This window comes from Bacillus sp. NMTD17, from assembly GCF_002998735.1.
GTDB lineage: Bacteria > Bacillota > Bacilli > Bacillales > Bacillaceae > Bacillus.
In genome coordinates this window covers 807,349-829,083 of record NZ_PVRH01000001.1, presented here as the reverse complement: position 1 = coordinate 829,083, position 21,735 = coordinate 807,349, and the positions used below count along the sequence as shown (strand labels likewise).

The 21,735-nt window shown below is 41.3% G+C and carries 17 protein-coding genes; 3 read left to right on the top strand and 14 right to left on the bottom strand.

Annotated features, from left to right (window positions below; genetic code table 11):
* Window positions 1–5 precede the first annotated feature (5 nt).
* The gene (locus C6347_RS04205; RefSeq protein ID WP_060597247.1) at window positions 6–1,196 is read right to left on the bottom strand and encodes an MFS transporter; all 1,191 of its coding nucleotides are present in this window, start codon (window positions 1,194–1,196) and stop codon (window positions 6–8) included.
* A 157-nt stretch (window positions 1,197–1,353) separates the two neighbouring features.
* Window positions 1,354–2,589 (bottom strand): pyridoxal-phosphate-dependent aminotransferase family protein, encoded by a 1,236-nt coding sequence (locus tag C6347_RS04200; protein ID WP_066031736.1) that lies wholly within the window; start codon window positions 2,587–2,589, stop codon window positions 1,354–1,356.
* Window positions 2,590–2,758: 169 nt separating this feature from the next.
* Here C6347_RS04200 and C6347_RS04195 point away from each other — a divergent pair, with 169 nt between their 5' ends.
* Entirely contained in the window at window positions 2,759–3,637 is an 879-nt protein-coding gene (locus C6347_RS04195) for an endonuclease I family protein (protein ID WP_106071448.1), read from the top strand.
* A 15-nt stretch (window positions 3,638–3,652) separates the two neighbouring features.
* On the opposite strand, the gene C6347_RS04190 is transcribed toward C6347_RS04195, so the two are convergent.
* The 7 genes from C6347_RS04190 to C6347_RS04160 all read right to left on the bottom strand — a co-directional run bounded on the left by C6347_RS04190 (window position 3,653) and on the right by C6347_RS04160 (window position 10,239).
* Window positions 3,653–4,396: an IucA/IucC family C-terminal-domain containing protein gene (locus tag C6347_RS04190; protein WP_106071447.1), complete on the bottom strand. Its 744-nt coding sequence runs from the start codon at window positions 4,394–4,396 to the stop codon at window positions 3,653–3,655.
* Between the two features lie 21 nt (window positions 4,397–4,417).
* Complete coding sequence (locus C6347_RS04185; protein ID WP_106071446.1) at window positions 4,418–5,455, bottom strand: FecCD family ABC transporter permease; 1,038 nt, start codon at window positions 5,453–5,455, stop codon at window positions 4,418–4,420.
* The gene (locus tag C6347_RS04180; RefSeq protein WP_106071445.1) at window positions 5,448–6,464 is read right to left on the bottom strand and encodes a FecCD family ABC transporter permease; all 1,017 of its coding nucleotides are present in this window, start codon (window positions 6,462–6,464) and stop codon (window positions 5,448–5,450) included. Before C6347_RS04180 ends, C6347_RS04185 begins: the two co-directional genes overlap by 8 nt.
* Window positions 6,465–6,534: 70 nt before the next feature.
* The gene (locus tag C6347_RS04175; protein ID WP_106071444.1) at window positions 6,535–7,488 is read right to left on the bottom strand and encodes an ABC transporter substrate-binding protein; all 954 of its coding nucleotides are present in this window, start codon (window positions 7,486–7,488) and stop codon (window positions 6,535–6,537) included.
* A gap of 295 nt (window positions 7,489–7,783) precedes the next feature.
* The gene (gene psiE, locus C6347_RS04170; protein ID WP_034659895.1) at window positions 7,784–8,212 is read right to left on the bottom strand and encodes a phosphate-starvation-inducible protein PsiE; all 429 of its coding nucleotides are present in this window, start codon (window positions 8,210–8,212) and stop codon (window positions 7,784–7,786) included.
* 37 nt (window positions 8,213–8,249) lie between these two features.
* On the bottom strand, window positions 8,250–9,557 hold the full coding sequence (locus tag C6347_RS04165) for a HAMP domain-containing sensor histidine kinase (RefSeq protein WP_106036538.1): 1,308 nt from the start codon (window positions 9,555–9,557) through the stop codon (window positions 8,250–8,252).
* A complete protein-coding gene (locus C6347_RS04160) occupies window positions 9,544–10,239 on the bottom strand; it encodes a response regulator transcription factor (protein WP_106061598.1) in 696 nt (231 codons plus the stop codon). The genes C6347_RS04165 and C6347_RS04160 overlap by 14 nt, the downstream gene beginning before the upstream one ends.
* A gap of 252 nt (window positions 10,240–10,491) precedes the next feature.
* On the opposite strand from C6347_RS04160, the gene C6347_RS04155 reads away from it, so the two are divergent.
* Complete coding sequence (locus tag C6347_RS04155) at window positions 10,492–11,691, top strand: DUF418 domain-containing protein (protein WP_106071443.1); 1,200 nt, start codon at window positions 10,492–10,494, stop codon at window positions 11,689–11,691.
* Window positions 11,692–11,762: 71 nt separating this feature from the next.
* Here the strand turns inward: C6347_RS04155 and C6347_RS04150 are convergent, their stop codons facing one another.
* On the bottom strand, window positions 11,763–12,695 hold the full coding sequence (locus C6347_RS04150; protein ID WP_066030433.1) for a helix-turn-helix transcriptional regulator: 933 nt from the start codon (window positions 12,693–12,695) through the stop codon (window positions 11,763–11,765).
* An 84-nt stretch (window positions 12,696–12,779) separates the two neighbouring features.
* Here C6347_RS04150 and C6347_RS04145 point away from each other — a divergent pair, with 84 nt between their 5' ends.
* On the top strand, window positions 12,780–13,424 hold the full coding sequence (locus tag C6347_RS04145) for an FMN-dependent NADH-azoreductase (RefSeq protein WP_106061596.1): 645 nt from the start codon (window positions 12,780–12,782) through the stop codon (window positions 13,422–13,424).
* A gap of 153 nt (window positions 13,425–13,577) precedes the next feature.
* Here C6347_RS04145 and C6347_RS19190 read toward each other — a convergent pair whose 3' ends face one another.
* The 4 genes from C6347_RS19190 to C6347_RS04120 form a co-directional block, all read right to left on the bottom strand.
* Window positions 13,578–13,736, bottom strand: a complete 159-nt coding sequence (locus C6347_RS19190) for a hypothetical protein (protein WP_164847179.1) — start codon at window positions 13,734–13,736, stop codon at window positions 13,578–13,580.
* Between the two features lie 659 nt (window positions 13,737–14,395).
* Window positions 14,396–17,539, bottom strand: coding sequence for a type I restriction endonuclease subunit R (locus tag C6347_RS04135; RefSeq protein WP_106071442.1), 3,144 nt, complete (start codon window positions 17,537–17,539; stop codon window positions 14,396–14,398).
* A 14-nt stretch (window positions 17,540–17,553) separates the two neighbouring features.
* Window positions 17,554–18,759 (bottom strand): restriction endonuclease subunit S, encoded by a 1,206-nt coding sequence (locus C6347_RS19390; protein ID WP_223251079.1) that lies wholly within the window; start codon window positions 18,757–18,759, stop codon window positions 17,554–17,556.
* Between the two features lies 1 nt (window position 18,760).
* The gene (locus C6347_RS04120; protein ID WP_106061593.1) at window positions 18,761–21,508 is read right to left on the bottom strand and encodes a type I restriction-modification system subunit M; all 2,748 of its coding nucleotides are present in this window, start codon (window positions 21,506–21,508) and stop codon (window positions 18,761–18,763) included.
* Window positions 21,509–21,735 lie beyond the last annotated feature (227 nt).

Below are 21,735 nucleotides of genomic sequence, written 5' to 3'. Positions count from 1 at the left end.
AAATTTTAAGAAATTGCAGAAGTATGCTGCACTTTTTTCCCCCACACGATGGATGCAATGAAGCTTATGCAAAGCACTAGTGTTCCGAGCATAAAAGGAAACTCAATATTCACATCAAATAGTATGCCCGCAAGGCTCGGCCCGACGATATTGGCAAGGCTCATAAAGGATGTATTGAGACCGCCCGCTACTCCTTGCTGATTACCTGCCATTTTGGACAGCAATGTATTGAGAGCTGGACGAACAAATGAAGTAGCCGACAAAAATAAAATAGAGCCTGTAAAGATCAGCCAAAAGGACGGCGCAAAACGGCAGACGATGAGCATCAAAGCCGCTCCTAGCAGTGCATAACGCACGACGCGCATTTCACCAAATCGTTTCACACAGGCATTCACCAACGCACCTTGGACAAGCACGCCAGCAAGACCCGCAACCGTAATCACAAACGCAATATCCTTCGGTGTAAATCCATGTTTTTGGTCTACATATAAGCCGAAAATCGATTCAAAGTGAATAATGCCAAAATTGAGGACAAACGCCAATATAAACAAAAAACCGTAGGATGTCTTTAAAGCTTGCATCATTTGCACAAAAGGGTTGAAATGAATGTCTTTGTTTAACCGCGCTTCTTCCTGCTTTTCCTTTGTTAAAGTTTCAGGTAAAAACAGGATGGATAACAGGGTAGAAAGAGCTGCAAAGGAACCTGCGATGAGAAAAGGAAAAGCGATCCCATACTCGACCAAATAGCCGCCTACGCCTGGTCCAATAACAAAGCCTAACGTCATTGCTGCACTAAATAGCCCCATTCCTTTCCCTCGGTCCTTCTCACTTGTGATATCAGCAATGTATGCAAACATGGCTGGCATGAGTAAAGCTCCGGCCGCACCGCCTAAAAAACGTGATACAAACAGCATCCACAGCTGATCAGCAAATGCAAAAATAAACTGGGCAATGGTAAAGCCGGCAATCCCGGCAATGATCAATTTTCTACGTCCAAATCGATCGGTCAGTGCGCCTGCAACCGGCGATAAAGCAAATTGTGTAAGACCTGTTGCAGCGACAAGAAAACCGAGTGTTTTTCCTGTTGCGCCAAAGGCTTCAATATAACTTGGCATGACAGGGACAATGAGGCCAAAGCCAAGCATGGCAATAAAAATATTGAGCATCAAAATGTATAATCTGCCCATTTTCTTCATATCAAAAAACCTCTTTCTGCAAAATAAATGAAAATGATGTCAAAAACTCAGAACTTCTTCAGTATAGCGATATCACTGTCTATAAGTCTAGTTTTTCAAAAATTAGTTTTCTTTTCCAATTAAAAAATACCCGCAAATAGCGAGTATCCGTATGACTTTATTCACCTTGTTCATAGATAGAAAGAGCCGCCTGAAGCCCTGCTCCGCAATGGATGGATGCACCGTGTTTGATTAGAATCGCTTCCAGCCCTGCTAACACAAACAGCACGTTTTCTTTTCTGCAGCTATAGCCCATTGTGCCAATTCTCCATATACGTCCGGCTAGCGGTCCAAAGGAGCTTGCGATTTCAATGCCAAAATGCTTAAGCAGATCGGCACGTACCGCTTCTCCATCAATACCACTTGGAATCTCAATACATGTCACAACTGGCATTTTACAATGTGGATCACCGAACAATTCAAGTCCCATCGCTTCAAGACCTTTCATCAAGGCTTTCTCGTGATATGCGTGCCTTTGAAAACGCTCAGACAGTCCTTCTTCCAGCACAACACGAACCCCTTCACGAAGTGCATAGAGCATCGTTGTCGCTTCTGTATGATGATTTAATCGTCTAGGGCTCCAATAATCCTGGAGCTGGCTGAGATCAAAGTAATTGCTTTTAATTGGAGAAATATCCATTTGCTCCTGCAATTCATCCTGTGTCGCAATTCCCTTTTCCACTTTCTTTCTCGATTCAACGACAGCTGCCACCCGGTCATTATACGTGATAGGTGACATGCCTGATGGAACAGACAAGCACTTCTGCGTACCGCCAATCGCCGCATCAATCTTCCATTCGTCCACTTTCACCTGGGCCCCGCCAATGGTTGCTACAGCGTCTACAATGAACAGTGCATCGAGTTCTCGGCACGCTTCACCAATTTGCTCAAGCGGCTGCAACCGCCCCGTGGATGTTTCACCATGGACCATCGCAACGATTCTAGGCTTGACCTGCTTCATTTCCTGAATGATATCGCTAGGATCAAAAACCGTTCCCCATCCACATTCCATTGTATGTACCTCAGCACCATAGCGCTGTCCTATTTCAATGAGCAGATGACCGAAGCGGCCAAAGACAGGCACAAGCATTGAATCACCCGGCTCAATGACACTGGCAAGCACAGCTTCAAGCCCTGAACGAGACGTGCCGTCAATCGGAAAAGCCCATTCATTTTCTGTTTGGAAAAGCGACCGCAATAAGGTCATCGTTTCATTCATGATATGTGTAAATGCTGGATCAAATTGACCGAGAATTGGGGTACTCATCACACGGAGCACTCTCGGGTCTACTTCAACAGGTCCTGGTGTCATAATCGTTCTTGAAGGTATTTGCAGTTCTTTCACGTTATCCATCCTCTCCCTCGCTGTCGTCCTATATGCCCACTTATACAGCAATGCTGTTAAAATAGCAATCTCATTTCCTACGAATTCATTACATAACATTTACGATAAATCCATTTATTTCTTTCTGACAATATGATAGAAATAAAGAGAATACATTCCCTATTAAGGAGGAAATCGAATGAAGAGAACCTTATTTGGAACTGTGGCTGCCGGAATCATGATATTCGGCACGTTAGCCGCCCCGCTGCCTCCAGCTGCGAAAGCTCAAAGCTTTACTCTGAATAAACCGAGCCAAACCATCACATTTTCCCCGTTACAGCTTCAAAACGAAACATCTGCACAACAAGCGAAAACAGCCGCTACAAGTCAAATCGATTCCTATTATCAATCTGCTAATGGCAAATCAGGACCCGCTCTAAAGAAAGCTTTACACGATATTATTGATGATCATAAGCAGCTATCCTACAGCCAAGTTTGGGATGCCTTAAAGAAAACAGATGAAGATCCAAAGAATCCAAGCAATGTGCTCTTGCTCTATAGCGGTGTCTCTCGCTCAAAGCAAGCGAATGGCGGAAATGTTGGCCAGTGGAACCGGGAGCATGTCTGGGCTAAGTCACACGGCAACTTTGGGACAAGCCAGGGCCCCGGTACAGATCTCCATCATCTGCGGGCAACAGACGTGCAAACGAATAGCACACGTGGAAATTTAGATTTTGATCTGGGCGGAAATGAATACAAGGGGGCACCGGGTAATTTCTACGACAGCGACTCATTCGAACCTCATAGCCGGGTGAAAGGGGATGTGGCAAGAATGCTCTTTTATATGGCAGTGCGGTACGAGGGCGATGACCGCTTTCCAGATTTAGAATTAAACGACAAAGTGAATAATGGAAGCGCCCCTCTCCATGGCAAAATGTCCGTACTTCTCAAGTGGCACAAACAAGATCCAGTCGATCAAATCGAACGGAACCGCAACGAGATCATTTATGAAACGTATCAGAACAACCGCAATCCCTTTATCGATCACCCAGAATGGGCAGGCGCGATTTGGGAATAAAAAAGAAGGGCACTGCTATGAGCAAGCAGTGCCTTTCTTTTTTTCAAGCGGACAGACAAGACAATAATCGAGACTCTCCGATTTTTTCTCGAGCTTATAATACATACAGCAGGTCTTTCGGTCGGATGTTTCTAGTAAACTGTCATCTAAGTTTAAGCTGTGATGAAATGGATTTTGTTTTGCTCCGAATACATCACCAGCCGCTTGCTTCAGATACAGATAATCCTCCCGCACGCGCTGCTTCACCGCAGGCTCTTCGGCTTCCCGCATCATGCTGCGATAAAGAGAATTGATACGAACCGCTATATTCTCCCACAAAATGGTATACGGAAGTCTTGAAGTGCGCTTCAGCACGTCTAAAAGAGGGGTAACACACTCCGTAAACAGCGCATGCACAGCCTGCTCTCTCCATTCATGCCGATCTCCTTCTAGTGGAACAAACGAACACAAAGACTCATCAATTTCAATTTTCCGATCCTCTCTAAAGGCACATGCCTCCGGTGAAAACTGATAGACACCGTCATACAGCGTCATCATGTACAAAGAGGAACTGACGGCTAAGTATACATAACGCTTTGAAAACATCGACGCTGCTACCGCCACATTCGGTGCATGCATGGCTTCCTTTTCAGCCTCTAATAAACGCAGGACAGATGCTTCTGAAAAAAGCGCAGCAAGTGTGCGGTCAGATGTCATTGGTCCATTTGTGATGTGTACCCCGAAATCAAGTAATTCTCTCTCAACCCACTCTGGCCTCATATCAAAACCTCCATCTTTCGTTTATCGATTTCGCTGCTGGTATAACAAATAAATAAAGAACGGTGCACCAATTGCAGCCGTGAATACACCTGCTGGTACATCTAACGGTAGAAAAGCCGTTCTAGCTACTAAATCTGCCAGCATCACGAGAATACTCCCAACAAGCGCAGATGCCGGCACCAGCGCAATGAAGGAGCGGCCGATGATCATCCGTGCGACATGCGGCGCCATCAGTCCAACAAATTCAATGCCCCCTGCAAAGGCAACAGCAATCCCCGCCAATATCACACTCATCAGCAAAAAGAATAACCGTTTTGCCTGCACTTTTACCCCGAGACCTGTTGCGAGATCATCTCCAAGCTCCTTCACATTCATCGTTCTTGCTAACACCATGACAATCGGTAAAATGATCATGACCCAAGGAAGCATCGACGTGACGTCCTTCATCGTAGAACCATATAAACTGCCCGTCAGCCAAATATATGACTTTGTCGTCGTCATCGTATCACTAAGAACAAGAGTAAATGTCACACACGCCTTCATAATGGCAGAAATCCCGATGCCCATTAGGACAAGTGTGATCGGCTTAACCCCTTTTTTCCATGAAAGCAAATAAATCAGACACGAAACAGCAAAAGCCCCTGCAATCGCCCATAAGGATTGATACGCAATAGGCACAGTGCCCATCCAAAAAACAATAAACATAATCGCACCGAACGAAGCACCACTCGTAATCCCAATGATGTCAGGCGATGCAAGCGGATTGCGGATTAATCCTTGCAAAATAAGCCCTGATACCGCAAGCGCGGCCCCCACTAAGACAGCCAGCAGTGTTCTTGGAATCCTCAGCGTATTGAGCACAAAGGTGTTTCCCTCTCCCTGACCGATTAAATGAAGCAGCACATCCATCGGCTGAATAAACCGGCTGCCCATACAGAGACTGAGAATAAATAATCCAAAAGCAACGGCCGTCAATAAAAGTAAAATCAAAAACGTCCGCTTTGAAAATTGAAATGATATGCGTCCGCCCTTTGAACGCACTGTATATGTTTTAGCCACCTGTCTTCAACCCCTTGCGCACGAGATAAACAAATAGAGGCGCTCCTGCTACCGCCGTCATGACACCAATCGGCACTTCCTGCGGCATGATCAGAAAACGAGCCGCAAGGTCTGCGACAAGTAAAAGCGATGCCCCCACAACGGCACAATACGGCAGTACCCAGCGGTGGTCAGGTCCAACAAGCTTTTTCACAATATGCGGCACTAGAAAACCAACAAACCCAATCGATCCTGCGACAGCGACGGAACCACCCGCTAAAAAGACGACGAGAACTCCCATCGTGATTTTCAGCACCAGCGTACGCTGGCCAAGTCCCTTCGCAATATCATCTCCTGACAAAAGGACATTGATGGAGCGTCCAAGAAGCAGCGCCACAACTGTTGCACCTAAAATATAAGGCAAAACAGGCAGCAGCATATCAATGCTTCTTCCAGACACTGAACCCGCCATCCAGAACAGGATGCTTTGAATCGACTGTTCATTCACGATTAAAAGACCTTGTGTAAAGGACGAAAACAGTGCAGATATCGCCGCACCTGCAAGGACAATTTTGACCGGTGTCAATCCATCTCTTCCAATAGAGCCCAAAAGAAAAACGAGCATCCCTGCAATCGCAGCACCTAAAAAGGCTGTCCACATATAGCCTGTTAATGACTCTGTTGAAAAGAAAACAATCGAAATGACGATAAAAAATAGTCCACCTGCATTAATGCCTAACAAATCTGGCGCCGCAAGCGGATTTCTCGTTAATGCCTGCATCAGTGCACCTGAGATGGCTAGACTTGATCCAACAACTGTTGCAATTAAAGCTCTTGATAATCTGGATGTCATGACAATGACACTGTTTGGATCCGATTCATCAAAATGAAGAAACGCATGGATGGTGGCTTTGAGGGAAATAGAGGTTTGCCCAAGAGAAATGCTGAGCATAAAAAAGACCAACATCAATACGACGAATCCAGCAAACAGCAGCGCCTTGCTCGAATCCTTTTTTAATAAACTTCTCATCTGATTCCCGCTTTCAATCTGTTATGGAAAAAGGAGAAAATGGTTTTTCACATTTTCTCCTCTGCTATCCTTATTTATCAATTCCGAGACGATCATAAATATCATCAAGCATCATGTTTGCAGCGATCATACCGCCACCCATGTTCCAAGTGATTTCATCCACTTTATGCACTTGTTTCGCTTTCACTGCGTCAAGCTGCTTCCATAAAGGATGACTCGTCCACTCTTTATATGCTTTTTCAACCGCTTTATCCTGATCATCCATGAAGTAATAGATCACATCTGCATCCATTTGCGGAATGCTCTCTTTGTCTGTCAGTGTAATGATGTCTTGCTTTTTATCTTTGACATTCTTAGGTCCTTCAAAGCCTAGCTCTGTTAAAATGGACCCTGCGAATCCAGTTTGATAGATTCTAGCATGATCTGCCCGGAAGTTCACTACAGACACACTCATTGGCCAGTTTTTGATGTCTTTTTTCGCTTTTTCTTTGAAATCAGCGACACGATCATCCCACTTCGTTAGCAATTCTTTTGATTTGTCTTGCTGATTTAACGCTTCACCCATTAATTTCACTGTATCTTTAAAAGTGAATACTGTTTCTGTTGCTACAGTTGGAGCGATTTCTTTCAGCTGATCAAAAATTTCCTCGTGGCGGATTTTTGATGCAATGATCAAATCTGGGTTAAGCTTTTCAATTTCCTCTAAGTTTGGCTGAGTTTCCTGCCCAACAATTTTGACATCTTTTAAGTCATCTCTTAAATATTTATACGTAGGTGCTTCAAGCCATGATTCAACAACACCCACTGGTTTAATGTCCATAGCGACTGCTGCATCGGTTGCTCCTTGGTACAGCGTCACCACACGTTTAGGCGATCCTTTTATTTCAGTTGAACCGATAGCGCTTTCAACGGTTCTTGTTTTTTCTTTATTAGCTGACTTGCCTTCACTGTTATTGTTCCCGCAAGCTGCAAGTAAAACGATGGAGAGCACAACTATTAGCGACCAAAAAGATTTTTTGAACATGTACCTCACCTATCCATTCTATATGTAGTCATATCGTTTGATAACGATTCTCATTATCACACTATGATTTTATCATAGAAAAGGATGGTGTCAATGTAAATTTTTAAGAAAAAGGGAGAGTGTTGACTAGTTGTTCTCATTATTGGAATGATTGGCCTCTCTTCGTTCCTCTGGATAATCATTTACATTGAATTCCTTTTTCGTACTCTACTCCATTAATGACGACTTATTGTTCATAATCAGACTTTCTCTATCAACCTAAAAAAGACGAACGGTCATCGTTCGTCTTCTTCCCTCACTTCACTTCTTCATGCTCCTGCGCGGTATGTCGTTTATTGGCGATAAAGAGTGCACAAGTCATCGCAAGAATGGCCAGCGCCCACCAGAACGTCGATACAGCCTCTTCATGATCGATGATAATCAATCGGATGACAGCTGTGATACCAATATAAATAAAATAGCGAAGCGGAAAATGAAAGTTTGATTTAAAGTATTTAATAATTAAGGCTATAAACTCAAAATACATAAAGAAGATCAGCAGTTCTCCAAGCATCCCATAATAGCTTTCTCCTTTGTTAAACAAAGTCTTGTAGACGAATTGGACAATATACCAAGTTTCACTAATTAAGAGGACGCTTAAAGCAATGGCTAGAAAGAACAGACAGATATTCAGAAGGCCTTGCAAGAGATCGGGTACCTTTTGGAAGTTGTTGAATCGTTTCATTGGGTAGTCTCTCCATTCCATATTATTCATTTGTGGTCTATATTTTGATGTGCCAGAATCGCAGCACGATGTAGTAAATATCGTTCTTTTCCATCCTTTCAAACTGCCCGTGCATACGGGACATCATTCGTTTTATGCTTCGTTCACCAAGTCCAGTGCTTTCCTGCGTGTCATCTGTCTCTTTTATCGCATTGCTGACGTGAATCTCAAAGATTTCTTGATCGGATAAAAACGTGAGATTGATGTCTTTTTTGGGATCGGCGTATTTAAGTAAGTTGGACATCAAATTATCAAACACTCGGCCAAGCTCCTCGACATTCACGTTGATATAGCTGTCGGGCAGCTCTCCTAACAGGTGTACTTTGAATTTCTCTTGATGCAAGATCGCCACCTGATCTGATAAGAGATCGTAAATGACCTCTTTGACTGCAACGGTCTCAAGCTCAGGTTCATGTTCTTTATCAAGTAGACAATAGGCAAACAGATTATCAGACAGATTTTTCAATTGCAGTGCTTTTTCATAAGCACTTGCTATATATTGATCTTTACGGGTATCCGCTCCAGCCTCCTCTTTTTTCGCAAACTCTAAATTCATCATCAGCGACGTCAGCGGTGTTCTCATATCGTGTGACATTTCAGTAACCAAGCTGCGGCTCTCTTCTTGTAGCTCGTCGATGGCTTGAAGCTTGTCCAGAAAAGCTTTACGAAGATCCTCAATACTTTTGGCAATCATCGCTAATTCGTCATGACCTTTCACCGTCATCTCATAGTCCAGCTCGCCGCCTTCAAGAATATGAATGTCTTGGTGAATCGTTTGCAGGTAGCGTAAACTTTTGCGAATACCGAGAAGAACAATAAGGAGAAAAATAAGTGTCGCTCCGAGCAGCTCAAGTGTAAAGGCAAGATCGTGGTAACGAGATGAATAGAAACCATCCACCATGACGCGGCCTTCACCGTCGCTAAACTGAACCGGAAACGAATGATGCTCGGCGTACTGGGTCACCTTTTCTTTTCCATACGCCGATTCATCCGCAGCCGAATAGATGGAGTCATATTGTAGCACTTCATCCTTGAAGATGGTCAAATTAATGTAATTCTCTTTTTTCACCCACTCACCAAACGCTTGTCGATCTGTTGAAGACAGCTTATTCTCAGAAACATAACGACTGAATTTTTGAATATATTTAGCTGACTCCTCCTCGTAATACTCGTCCGAACTCAAGTATCCGTCAATGAGCTCATTGGTGATCTTTTGCAGCGTCATAAAAACAAGACCGCTCACAATGGCAGCCGCCAAAATCAGCAATGCCAGCTTTTTAGCTAGCGTATATTTACGATGTGCCAAATCGGTATCCTCTTCCCCATTCCGTTTTAATATATACAGGGCGAGCTGGATCATCTTCAATTTTGGCACGCAGCTTTCGAATATGCACCATCACCGTATTGTTAGAACAATAGAAATAAGGCTGTCCCCACACGCTCTCATAAATATTTTGGGCTGAAAAGATTTTGTTTCGCCTGCTCATCAGCAGCTTGAGCACACGATATTCTAAATCAGACAGCTTGATTTGTTGATTTCCTTTCCACACTTCATTAAATTCTTCGCTCACCCTCAGCTTGCCCCCAACAAGAAAAGTTTCTTCTTGTTCCTTCTTTTCCTGATAGACGGTGTACCTGCGTAATTGTGCAATCACTCTAGCATGAAGCTCCTCTTGTGAAAAAGGTTTTGTCATATAATCATCCCCGCCGGCGAGTAAGCCTTCGGTTTTATCGAATGTACTTGATTTGGCTGTCAGAAATAGAATCGGAACGTTAGAGGAGGCTCTCATCTGCTGGCACGTTTCGATGCCTGAAATGCCTGGCATCATCACATCCAAAATCACCAAATCGAGCGAATCGTTCACAAGCTTCAATGCTTGCTCGCCATTCATCGCTCTTAGCACCTCATATCCTGCGCGTGTAAGGGATTCCTGCAAAAGGTCTCCAATATCCTGATCATCTTCTACGACTAATATTCGATGCGTCATGTCTCTCTCACCTCATGATACGTGATGTACTTTCTTTTATGTCTTTACTATATATCATCTAGCTATGTGAAAAGATACAGCATAAATCTTAACAGTTTATGAATATGACCATCTGCCATCAATTTGTCACATTCATTTTCAAAAAATTGGATCTTCATAAATTGTTAAGAATTGGGTCGTATATTGATTCATTGTAAGGATCGATGTGTTGATCCGAATGACATTTATCATAACAAGAAAAGGAGCATGGATATGAATGCAAACAAAGTAGCACACGCGATGAATTTGAAGGATCGAGTTCATTTCTTAGACATCGTAAGAGGATTCGCCTTAATGGGAATTATTCTGGTCAATTACTTTTTAATCGTGGATTCGGCGAAGGGGTTCGATATGGAATCAAATGATGTCTTTCACAACTTGGTGAATTGGTTTGCCTCAGGGAAATTCATTACGTTGTTCTCCTTCCTATTCGGGGTTGGTTTTATGATTTTTATGGATCGCGCTGCCCAAAAGGTGGACAGTCCGAACAAGCTGTTTGCACGCAGGTTAACCATTCTCTTAGGAATTGGCCTTCTGCATGTCACCTTTGTTTGGATTGGTGATATTTTGACCTATTATGCTGCCGCTGGCTTTTTGTTACTTTTCTTTTACAAACGAACAGCTAAAACCATCCTATACTGGCTGATCACACTCTTTGTGATTCAATTGCTCACGCCTTTTTTCACGTTGCTGCTTCATACCATCAGTGCAGGCTCATCGGGCAAGCCGGACTTTGCAGATTTTGATTTGACCAGCCACAACAGTCTGACTTATTTAGCATCTATTGGTGACCGGTGGACAGATATGGTGACGATGGCTTCCAGTTCTTTTTCTACCGTCTATTCCATGTTCTTCATGTTTTTACTTGGTGTGTATTTTGTGAAAATGGAGTTTTTCAAAAACATGGAGGCGAAAAAAGCAATTTGGAATCGCATTTGGATCATTTGTACAATCGCTTTTCTCATCACCCAAGGCAGTACGATCATTACGGCGGTCAATCCTTTTGAAAATGCACTCTGGGTGAACATTGCCACTGCCCTGGAACAAAACGGGGGATTAACTGGCAGTATGTTTTATATGAGTACACTTGCGATGCTATTTCTACACGTTCCTCAGCTGCGAGGTGCTTTAATGGTCTTTACCAAAGTCGGACGGATGTCCCTGACCTGTTATTTGCTTCACTCGATCATTGGAACCATGCTATTTCTAAAGTATGGAGCGGGGCTTGTCGATCATCTTCAGCCGGCTGGTACGTTTTTCATAGCTATTGGCGTGTATGTCTTCCTTGTGCTTTTCAGTACGTTTTGGTTAAAACGGTTTAAGTACGGACCGATGGAATTTATTTGGCGTCAGCTGACGTATGGAAAGGTACATGATCAACCGAAAACCAATACATTCACTGCGGCGAAGTAACTCACCGTGATAAAAACAGATAAGAAAAAGGCGAACTGTAGTGGTTCGCCTTTTCTGAAGTCTTTTATGGTTCAATACTGGTCGACCATTTCTTGCAATTGATTCAGATAACTTTCTTTTAATTCATCAGGGTATTCAATTTTCACATGTTTCCCAAATGAGATCAAATAGTGGGTCATATACGATAATTCTTCTTGGTTGTACCCACCCATAATATAAGGAGTATCATCAACGATCTCCAATCTCATATTCGGATAATGATTCTTCAAAAACTTTTCTTTTCCTTGTTCCGTTAATCGACATTTAAATGAGATATCATGATAAGTTTTTTCGTACTCGAGCTGCAGTTCTTTTAATTCTTCCTTCGTAAAGGTGTCTCTGATTTCTTCTTCAATCATCACGTCCTTCATAAAGTCACATCTATAGATGCCCCACTTTTTATTTCGAACATCATATGCTTTGGTGAACCAAATCCCATTTCGATAAAACAACTCCAGAAATTGCAGCCTGATCCTTTTATTTTCATTTTGAGTATAAGTCATCTTCACGATTTGATCTTCCATCATCGCCTGTAAAATCAATTCCAATTGATTTTGTTCACTGACTGGTGCGACATTATAGTAATGAATCACATCCAAAGTCTCCGTGATCATTTGTTTTCTCTCATCAGACATTGTGGCAAACAGCTTTTGCCGAATTTGTGAGTAGGATTTTTTAAATGGTGTTGCTGACACCAAGTCTAAAGCTTTAAGCGCGAAAAAAATAGCTTGAACTTCATCGATATTGAAATAAATAGGAACCAATGGAGATTGATTCACCAGTCGATATCCCCCATGTCTTCCATTTTCAACATAAAAAGCTAAGCCCATCGACTCTAGCTCTTCCATATCTCTCAAAGCCGTGCGTTTAGATATGCCAAATTCAGTTTCTAAATCCTTTAGCTGAAATGAGTATTTATCACTTAAAAAAATAAGCTCTTGGTTTAATCGTTCTGATTTTTTCATTTTGACTTTCCTTTTGAAAAAGGTGACATGTTTTGTCACCTTTATATTTTATACTCAGTTTATCAAAAGAAAAGGAGCATGTATATGCAAACATTAATCATTAACGCGCACCCTGATTTCACTCATCGAGAAAGTTATTCAAACAAACTGCAAACACTATTTTTAGAACAGTTTAAAGAAAGGTTTCCTCATGAGGAACCAACGATTTTACATTTATATGGAACTGAAATTCCTCGTATCGAAAAAGAACAGCTGCTACGTATTTGGGATAAGCAAGCATCTGAACAAACATTAACAGCTACGGAAGAAAAAATTGCTGCTGCTTCTTCTGCTTTATTGGCTCAATTCAAAGCACATCATCGAATCGTGATTGTGTCACCTGTTCATAATTTCAATGTGACTTCACGTATGAAAGATTATATAGATAATATCTTGATTGCTAGAGAAACGTTCAAATATACAGAAGCTGGTTCAGTTGGTCTGATGACTGACGATTATCGTGTACTTTTGCTTCAAGCAAGCGGCTCAATTTTCACAAATAACGATCGATACACACCTCTGGAATTTTCACATTACTACCTAAAAGAAATATTCCAAAACTTGATGGGCTTTCAACAATTTCATATTGTCCGAGCACAAGGAACAGCGATTTTAGAGCAAGATGCTATCTTTCAATCTGCATCTGATGATATGACGAAAACCTTAGATCAGTTTTATGGACCTTATTAACCCGTATTTAATCAAAAGACCCAAAACGAAAAATCGTGCTTTTTTTAATAAAAATCACCTTTTTCGTTTTAGGGCGCTATAAAATCTTTCAGTTGATGGGCATAGGCGGGATCGCAAGCAATGCGATTTCACTTCAATTACGACATACTTTATTTATCCCACACTCTCATCTGCTGGTATACTATTTTTTATGACCAATGCTGCCGTTTCACTCGGATGGCTAAGAGGAAATTGGTGGCCATATGGTACAAACTCAACCTTACCAGGATGTGATAGAGCAGAATAGCCTTTGTCATACTCCCCCCAAATCATGTGCAAACTCCAGGTAGTAGTAAACCAACGCTAGGTTTGATGTACGGCTTTTTCTACTGATCCTTTTGTAAGAAGGCTTTGTGACTTTTAAAATACCTGTTGGCAAGCCATATGACTTTTTAACAGGTTTGAAGCTGTCCCAGCGATCAAGCTACCTACAGGGACATTCTAGTATAAAAAACAACCGCAGACCGTATCTCCATGCCCCCCAATAATTGAGGACCAATGGAAATGTATCTGCGGTATGTTACATAATTAAATGCTGTGGATATTTTGTGGGTGCTTAATATAAATGTAATGCCTAAGCACCTTTAATCCCCGGTATATCAACGGTTAACCGATACTACCTTCCATCTCGAACTTGGTTAATGTTGCTCGAAATGGAATGAACTGATTAACAATAAACCCAGTCCTTTGATATAAAGCCATTTCTTTAAATGGTTTAAAATGGATTATAATATCAAGTTGCATGAAGTTGGCATGAAAATTAACTAAAACCGTGCAGAAAAGGTTAAACAATTGAGAACTCACAGTTCGCACTGTGGGTTTTTCTCCTAAATAACTTTTACCATTTGCACTTAGCCAGTCTTTATATTGTTCTTTGGCTTTTTCAGCAATTGCATTTAGTCACAAGAGTTGCTCCATGGTAATTTTCCTAATTAATCTTCAATATCGAATCCACCCTTGATTATAAACTCCTGAAGCAAATTGTGTACTCTTATATTGACCTTAAATGGTGGTATTTTTATGTTTTCCAATTTTTCGAAGTATTCCTTTGCCTTCAATTTGTCTACTGAAGCCTTCAAATCATCAAAGCGACCAAACTCATTGATGTTTGCCTCATTTACATTTGCCGCCAAAAGATTGCGCAGTTTTTTTTCATCCACTCCTAAGATTCGTGAAATACCTTGGATCTGGTCATTCTTTGCCCTGAATTGATATTCAGTGATATAATCCCTCAAAGTTTTACCGCTTTCCATCCTGGCATTTCCACTTTCAACGTCATGAAGGAAGATGTTTGCATACTTTTGTTCTTCCTGCGTCAATATAGCGAATGACTTATGCAAATCATCAAGCGTCTTCCGCATTTCTGCAATATCTACATTATCTTGTCTAAGGATTTTCAGAAACTTTTCAAAGCGCGAGTTCATATAGTCCGAGTCAATTCTCACGGTATCAATCTCCGTTAGGTAACCATCAATCTCGAATGGGACATCGTCACCACCACCCCCGCCGCTGCCTCCAAACAGCTCTTTATAACGCATCGCCAAAACCAAATAGGTGTTTTCATCAATTTTCATATCGACTATAGTCTTTGGTTTGCCACGACCATGGCTGAAGTCGTAAGTTGACTGATTCCATGTAAACCCTTGAATTTTTGCAGCTTCCAGATAGTTGTTGAATGATTTAAAGAGTGATGCAAATTTCCCACGCTCCGAACGGTCATCCGGTAGCTTTTCAAAGTTAGGAATCTCGGAACGGTTGAACAGCTCGCTGATGTCATCAAATATAGCATTCAGTTTGTTTAGATTGCACTCAAGCTTTTCTACAAATAACCCAATAGGCCTATCACCAGAATAGAGCTTCACAGCTTTTTCTATGTTCTGCTCCATCGTATGCGGATACCTGTAGTATCGTATGGTTCCAAAAGGCTTTTCCGGGCCAAACAGGCGGTTTGTCCGCGAGAATGCTTGAATTATATTTTCATACCGAAGCCTTTTATCCAAATAAAGCGTATTAATCCACTTTGAATCGAATCCTGTAAGCATTTGGTCGACTACAATCAAAAGATCGAGCTGCTTTTCCGGAGTTCTTTCTATCAACTTATATGGCTCTTTGTGAGCAAGACGTGAAGCGATGTCTTTTTTCAGCTTATCGAAGTTCTTCAGACCAAATTTCTGCTCATATCTAGCATTGTAGTCCTCAATTATTTCAACTAGACCGTCCACCTTAAAGGCAACTCCACCGTTATTGTCTATGGTTGGATCAAATAAGCATGTAACCTTTAATTCGGGCATTGCTATTTTTAGCAACCGATAATAGCAAATTGCCTCCGGGATGCTGCTTGTAGCAAAGATTGCATGGAACTTGCTGTTATGACTTAATGTTACCCAATTGTCAGCAATGTCCTTAACAACCATGTTCTCATGTTCATCAGTTTGATATTGAGATTTCGGCAAATAGTCCTCAATACCTTTGACATACTTTCCATCTTCACCGATATAGCCTGCCATATTCACTTGAGAAGAATCCAAGTATTTATAAAAAACTTCCTTCTTTATGGGATCAGCAAGGGCTTCTTCAACGGTATTAGCTTTTGACTGTAACAAAGCTACAGCCTGCCGAACGTCCCTATCTCTGTAGGTCAACACTTTGTAAGGGTCCAATCCAAGGACATTCTTATCACGAATACCATCTGCAATGCTGTATCTGTGCAGCTCATCTCCGAAGATGGTTGATGTGGTATTCATTTTCTTTTGGTTCTCATCTTGAATCGGTGTTCCTGTAAATCCAAAGAAAACAGCAGAGGGAAAAGTACTCTTTATATCCGTTAGCATTTCTCCGAATGTTGAACGATGAGCTTCATCGACTATAAAGACGATTCTCTTGGAACTCATCATCTCAATATCATGAGCATTCATACCGCCCTCTTCGTCTTTGATATTGCTCATTTTCTGGATAGAGGTGACAATAAGCGTATTTGCCGGGTCTTCGCTTTTTAGTTTTGAAATTAAAGTAGTGGTATCTTCCGTTGCCTGCACGGACTCACTTTCATCTGCAAAACCGCGATACTCTTTTAGGGATTGCGTTCCGAGTTCAATTCTGTCCATTAGGAAGATAACCTTATCAGCATCTTTGGAGTTTGCAATAAGCTGCGCCGACTTGAAGCTTGTCATGGTCTTGCCGGAGCCTGTGGTATGCCAAACATATCCGCCAAGCCTGTTGCGACCATCCCAATTGGTTTTGGAAACACGGTCAGAAATGGCGTTTGCTGCATAGTATTGATAGCTACGCATGACTTTTAGTACACCATCGGAATTATCGGCTACGGTGTAAAAGCCGATAAGTTGGTGTGCCATCGGAATGGAAAGAAGTGAGGACGCAATATTTTTCCAGTCATTGATAGGCTCGTTATTAAAATCTGCCCAATGAAAGTAGAAATCCTTATTGAACTTTCCGTCCATTCCCGGATTGGCGAAATAAACTGTTTCTGCTGGTTCCATAGCAACAAATATCTGTATCAGCGAAAATATTCCAGTAAAGATCCCTTCATCGGAGTATTTTTCTATCTGGTTATATGCCCGGCTGACCGAAACGCCGCTTCGCTTCAGCTCGATGTGAATAACCGGCATACCGTTGATTAGGAGCATCAAATCACCGCGACGGTCATTTAAAATTTTGGACTTACTCTTAAATTTTGGTTGCTGCACAATTTGATAGCGGCTTTGTCCGGCAGCAATTTCACGTCGGTCATAAATCTTGAGGCTTACCTCTTTCCCGAAGTGCAGAGCGTCATCGGGATTATCACGAATAATTGCTACTGTTCTCCCGTTGATAAAGCCGTTTAATTTCAAAGGCGTCTGCAGCGTGGCGATCTGCTCCATAATCTGTTGCATCTCACCGCTAGTTAGAGGGTAATCATTCAAACGGTCGATACCCCTATTGTTTTCAAAGAGAATATCCGCCCAGTTTTTTATCAAATCTTCTTCAGAGGGATTTTTCAGGACCTTAGATTCCCAGCCTTTATGGGATAGTACCTCAATCAAGGATTCTTCAAATTCAGATTCTTTGTCAAAGACCATAGCACATTCACCTCCTACACAAACATTTTTTCGAGCATTGATTTTTTTATATTTTTCAACTTTTCTAACTTGCGCTGATGAAGTGTGATAAGGTGGTTGAAATTCTGAAAAAATTGACCAATCGCCTTTTGCTCTGCACAACTCGGAAACAAAAAGCTCATTGTAGAAAAGTCGTCGAAGTTGATACTTCTACCGTCTCGGATGCCATAAGTGACTTTTTCAAGGCTCTTAATAAATTTACGAGAGCTAAAAACATACTTCCAAAAGAAATCATAATGTCTTTCTTTTTCGATGAAATCCATCACCGTATAAGCCGGAGAGGTAATCCCTTCTACATTTGAGTGGGCAAAGCCACCTTGAAACGAACGCAGGTGTATTACAAACTGCCCCGGTAAAACTCTCTTGTAGGTCGCCTCATTTTTCTTGTCATGGGAAATGTTAATGCCCGTATCTTCTCTTAATATCATTCCGTGCTCTTGTGTTGCAGATAGAACGGGCAACTCTTGGTGATTTTTGTCGGTGATAGACATGAAAATATCGACAGCTTCCCGCTGTTCCCAAGCATCAGTAAATCCGGCAAAGCGAATTTCCGGAACATTTGCTCCATCCTTCGGGAGCATTTTTTCGAGCAATGAATTTTTAATGATTACCAGCTTGTCATACTTACGTTGATGAAGAGTGATAAGGTTGTCCAGTATTGTAAAAAAACCAGAAATACTCTTTTGCTCTCCAACAGTTTTTGGCATTGTCAATTCAAGTTCTTTGAGTTTGCTCAAATACATATATGTTCTTGAGCCACCCTGTTTTTGTAATTTTGCAAACTTCCGAAAATCGATACCCTCATTCAATTGATACTGTAAATATTTTGAATCCAATTCAGAATTAGTTGTAAATACGGGATAAAGCGTGCTTACTATGCCGAAATCGACTAAATTATTGATATTAAATTTGAAAACCTCATCATCAGACATATGTCTGTAAGTAAAAAAACCACGTGGCACAATGTTATAACCTGTGTTATCAGCAGAAGCAATTTGGTGACCATCATAATAATCTGTTTGCAAAAATATCCCTCTTCGAGAGGATGTTAGAACTGGGTACTGATTGTTTTCAGTCGTCACTTCGGAGAATGGTACTATATAGTCCCCCAACTTACGCTGTTCCCAATCATCAGTAAATCCAGTGAAGCGAATTTCTGGTTTTTTGCCCTTTCCAGTCATATCATTCACCCTTTAACAGCGCCATAAGTTCGCTGAGACCCTTCATTTCATACTCGTTGCCATTAAGTTCACCGATGAGCGCCGAGAGAGTAGACTCTCTTTCCTGTATCTCCGATTCGACCGCAGAGTATGTGACAGCGTACTTTTCAGAAAGGGTTTTGATCTTGTCTACAAGAACATGAATTACCGAATTAGGAAGCTGTTTAATACTCTCCACAAGCGGAAAAATCCATTTTTGCTCAAGGAGTTCAAGAGCCTGTTCGTCGGAAAGCGACTCAATGGTTTCCTTTGTTTTCAAATGCAATGCTGCGGCATCAGCTTTCACCTGTGCTTTTACTTCCTTTTCTTCGGCCATCATCTTGCTTACTTTTACAATCTTTGCTTCAAAAGAATCCTCTGGGAATTTAAAGGCGGATTGAAGCTCTGCTAAATAAGCATTTACTGCTTTTTTACTATATGTACCATCTTTGTTTGCATCCATATTGGACCACACTACATCGTTGTGTGCACTGATAAAGGCAAGTTTATCGGCTTTTTTAGAGAGTGTGGCATAATCCTTTAGAACCTTTATTTCCTGGGTGTCCACATCAGCATAAATTTCTTTTAGTTTTGCACCAACTTCTTTTACGACAAATGCATCGCTGGAATCGTTTGTCACGCTGGAATCCTTTTCTTCTTCGGAAAGCGAGTCAAGTATTTCATCATATTCAGAGGAGATCTCAACAAGTCGACCCTCTTTTTGCTTAAGTGCTTCATATTCATCCAAAAGGAGCGTTCGCTGTACAAGTTCAAACGGAATAATATGACCGATCCAACCTTCCTGTACCTCTTCCTCTTTGCCGTCCTTCTTCTTAATAACCATGTTGGGATTAACTTTTTTAACTGCGTTGAAGCCTTCTGTTTGTATTATTTCTAAGTCAACAGATGTTTTTGCCCACTCGTCATCAAGCAATTGGTATGCTTCATATCTGTTAATAAGTGGAATTGAATCAAGGCGCTCAAAAATGTCATCACTCAAAACAGCCTTTTCTTTGGAAATATTGAGTGTCGCCATATTAGTTATCAGCTCGCTTTTCAGGAAACTGCCAAAGCTTTCGAACGAAATCTTGAAATTAGAAATAAAAGCATTTACTGCGGGATGCTCTTCGATAGTCTGTTCAATATTGCTGACCGCCAAATCAGTATATGGACCCTCACCTTTTGTAAAAAGTACTTCTTTTAATTCTGGAAAAGCACTCCAGTACTCAATAAGTTTATCAATTTCGCTCATGGGGATGCCACCGAACATAGAAGCATAAAGGTCCCATTTTTCTACGTCTTCAGAAGAATCAACATACCTCGGAATATTCAAGTTGTATTCATTTCGGCGGATTGTTTCACGGTTGATTTTCTTTGAGAATTTGTCAATATCTGCTCTGACAGCTACTATGTCAACGATCTTTTTAATATCAGAAGCTCTGAGCTTATTGTTCTTGCCAATTTTAGTAAAACCTTTTGATGCATCAATAATCAAAACATCAGTATTCTCTCGCTTTTGCTTTAAAATCATGATGATTGTCGGAATGTTCGTGCCAAAGAAAATATTTGGAGGAAGTCCGATGATAGCATCAATGTGATTTTCTTCAATTAGATTTTTTCGAATCTCGCCCTCTTCTCCACCACGGAATAAAACACCGTGCGGAAGAACTATGGTCATAATTCCTTCCGGCTTAATATGGAATAAGTCATGAAGCAGAAAAGCAAAATCAGCTTTTGCTTTTGGAGCCAGTCCGAAACGTGCATAGCGCGGGTCTGTTTCCTTATTACTTGGGTCCCAATGCTGTGAGTATGGAGGATTAGAAACAACTGCATCCACATAAAGTGGATTGTATGTTTCAGCCTGGTTGCTTTCATCAAAGTATGGCCAATCATCTTCCAAAGTGTCACCGTTGCGGGTTATGATATTAGCCGGGAGGATTCCACGCATAACTAAATTCATACGAGTGAGATTGTATGTATTCTGCTTCAGTTCCTGCGCGTAGTATTTGATGTTTCTTTCATCATCAATGTGCTTTGCAACTGATCGACCAATGTTTATCAAAAGGGAGCCTGAACCACTCGTCGGGTCATAAATTTCGATTTCCGTTCTGTCCTTTAAATGGTCTGCGACAATTTCGGACATAAGAATAGATACTTCGTGTGGAGTGTAAAACTCCCCTGCCTTTTTTCCAGCATTAGCAGCAAACATGCTAATCAGATATTCATATATAAATCCAATAATATCGTAGTCCTGTCTACCATCCATAGGAATATCTTTAATCAAATGAATCAGATCGCTGATAGCTTTTGTTCGAGATGCGGAACTATCACCAAGTTTACTTAAACCGGTTTGCAAAGTATTAAATATACCCTCATATACCTTCTTATGAGAGGGATTAATCAGACGGTTAAACGCTGACAAGGCATCCGTAACATTAGACACATCAAAATCTTTGCCCATTTTGAGCCAGGTTGAGAATAAGTCTTTGTAAGCAATAAAGTACCCGACATTTTCACGGACATACTTTACGACTTCAGCATCTTCTTCAACAAGAGCCTCTATGTCTTCCTGGGTAAAACCTTGTTCTTTCAATTTCTTTACCTCATTGTCCGAGAGGTACTTGTAAAAAATGAATCCTAAAATGTAATCTTTATATTCGTTGGCCTCGATTTTTGAACGCATTTTATTAGCGGATTCCCATATTCTCGAGGCGAGCTTTTGCTTATTCATAAATTCTATGTGTCCCCTTTACATGTTTTTTCAATAAATTATAAACTGTTGTTTACTTTGATTCCTCAAACTATGTAATTTAAACAACAGCTGATACCTATCTTGATGTAACCGAAAAAATAGAAGAAGACGAACTTAAAAAGTTCGCCTTCTACACTAAAAGGTAATTTCAACTTGGCACGACACCAAGTTGGCACGAGATGAAACCCCTCAAACCTTTGATATAT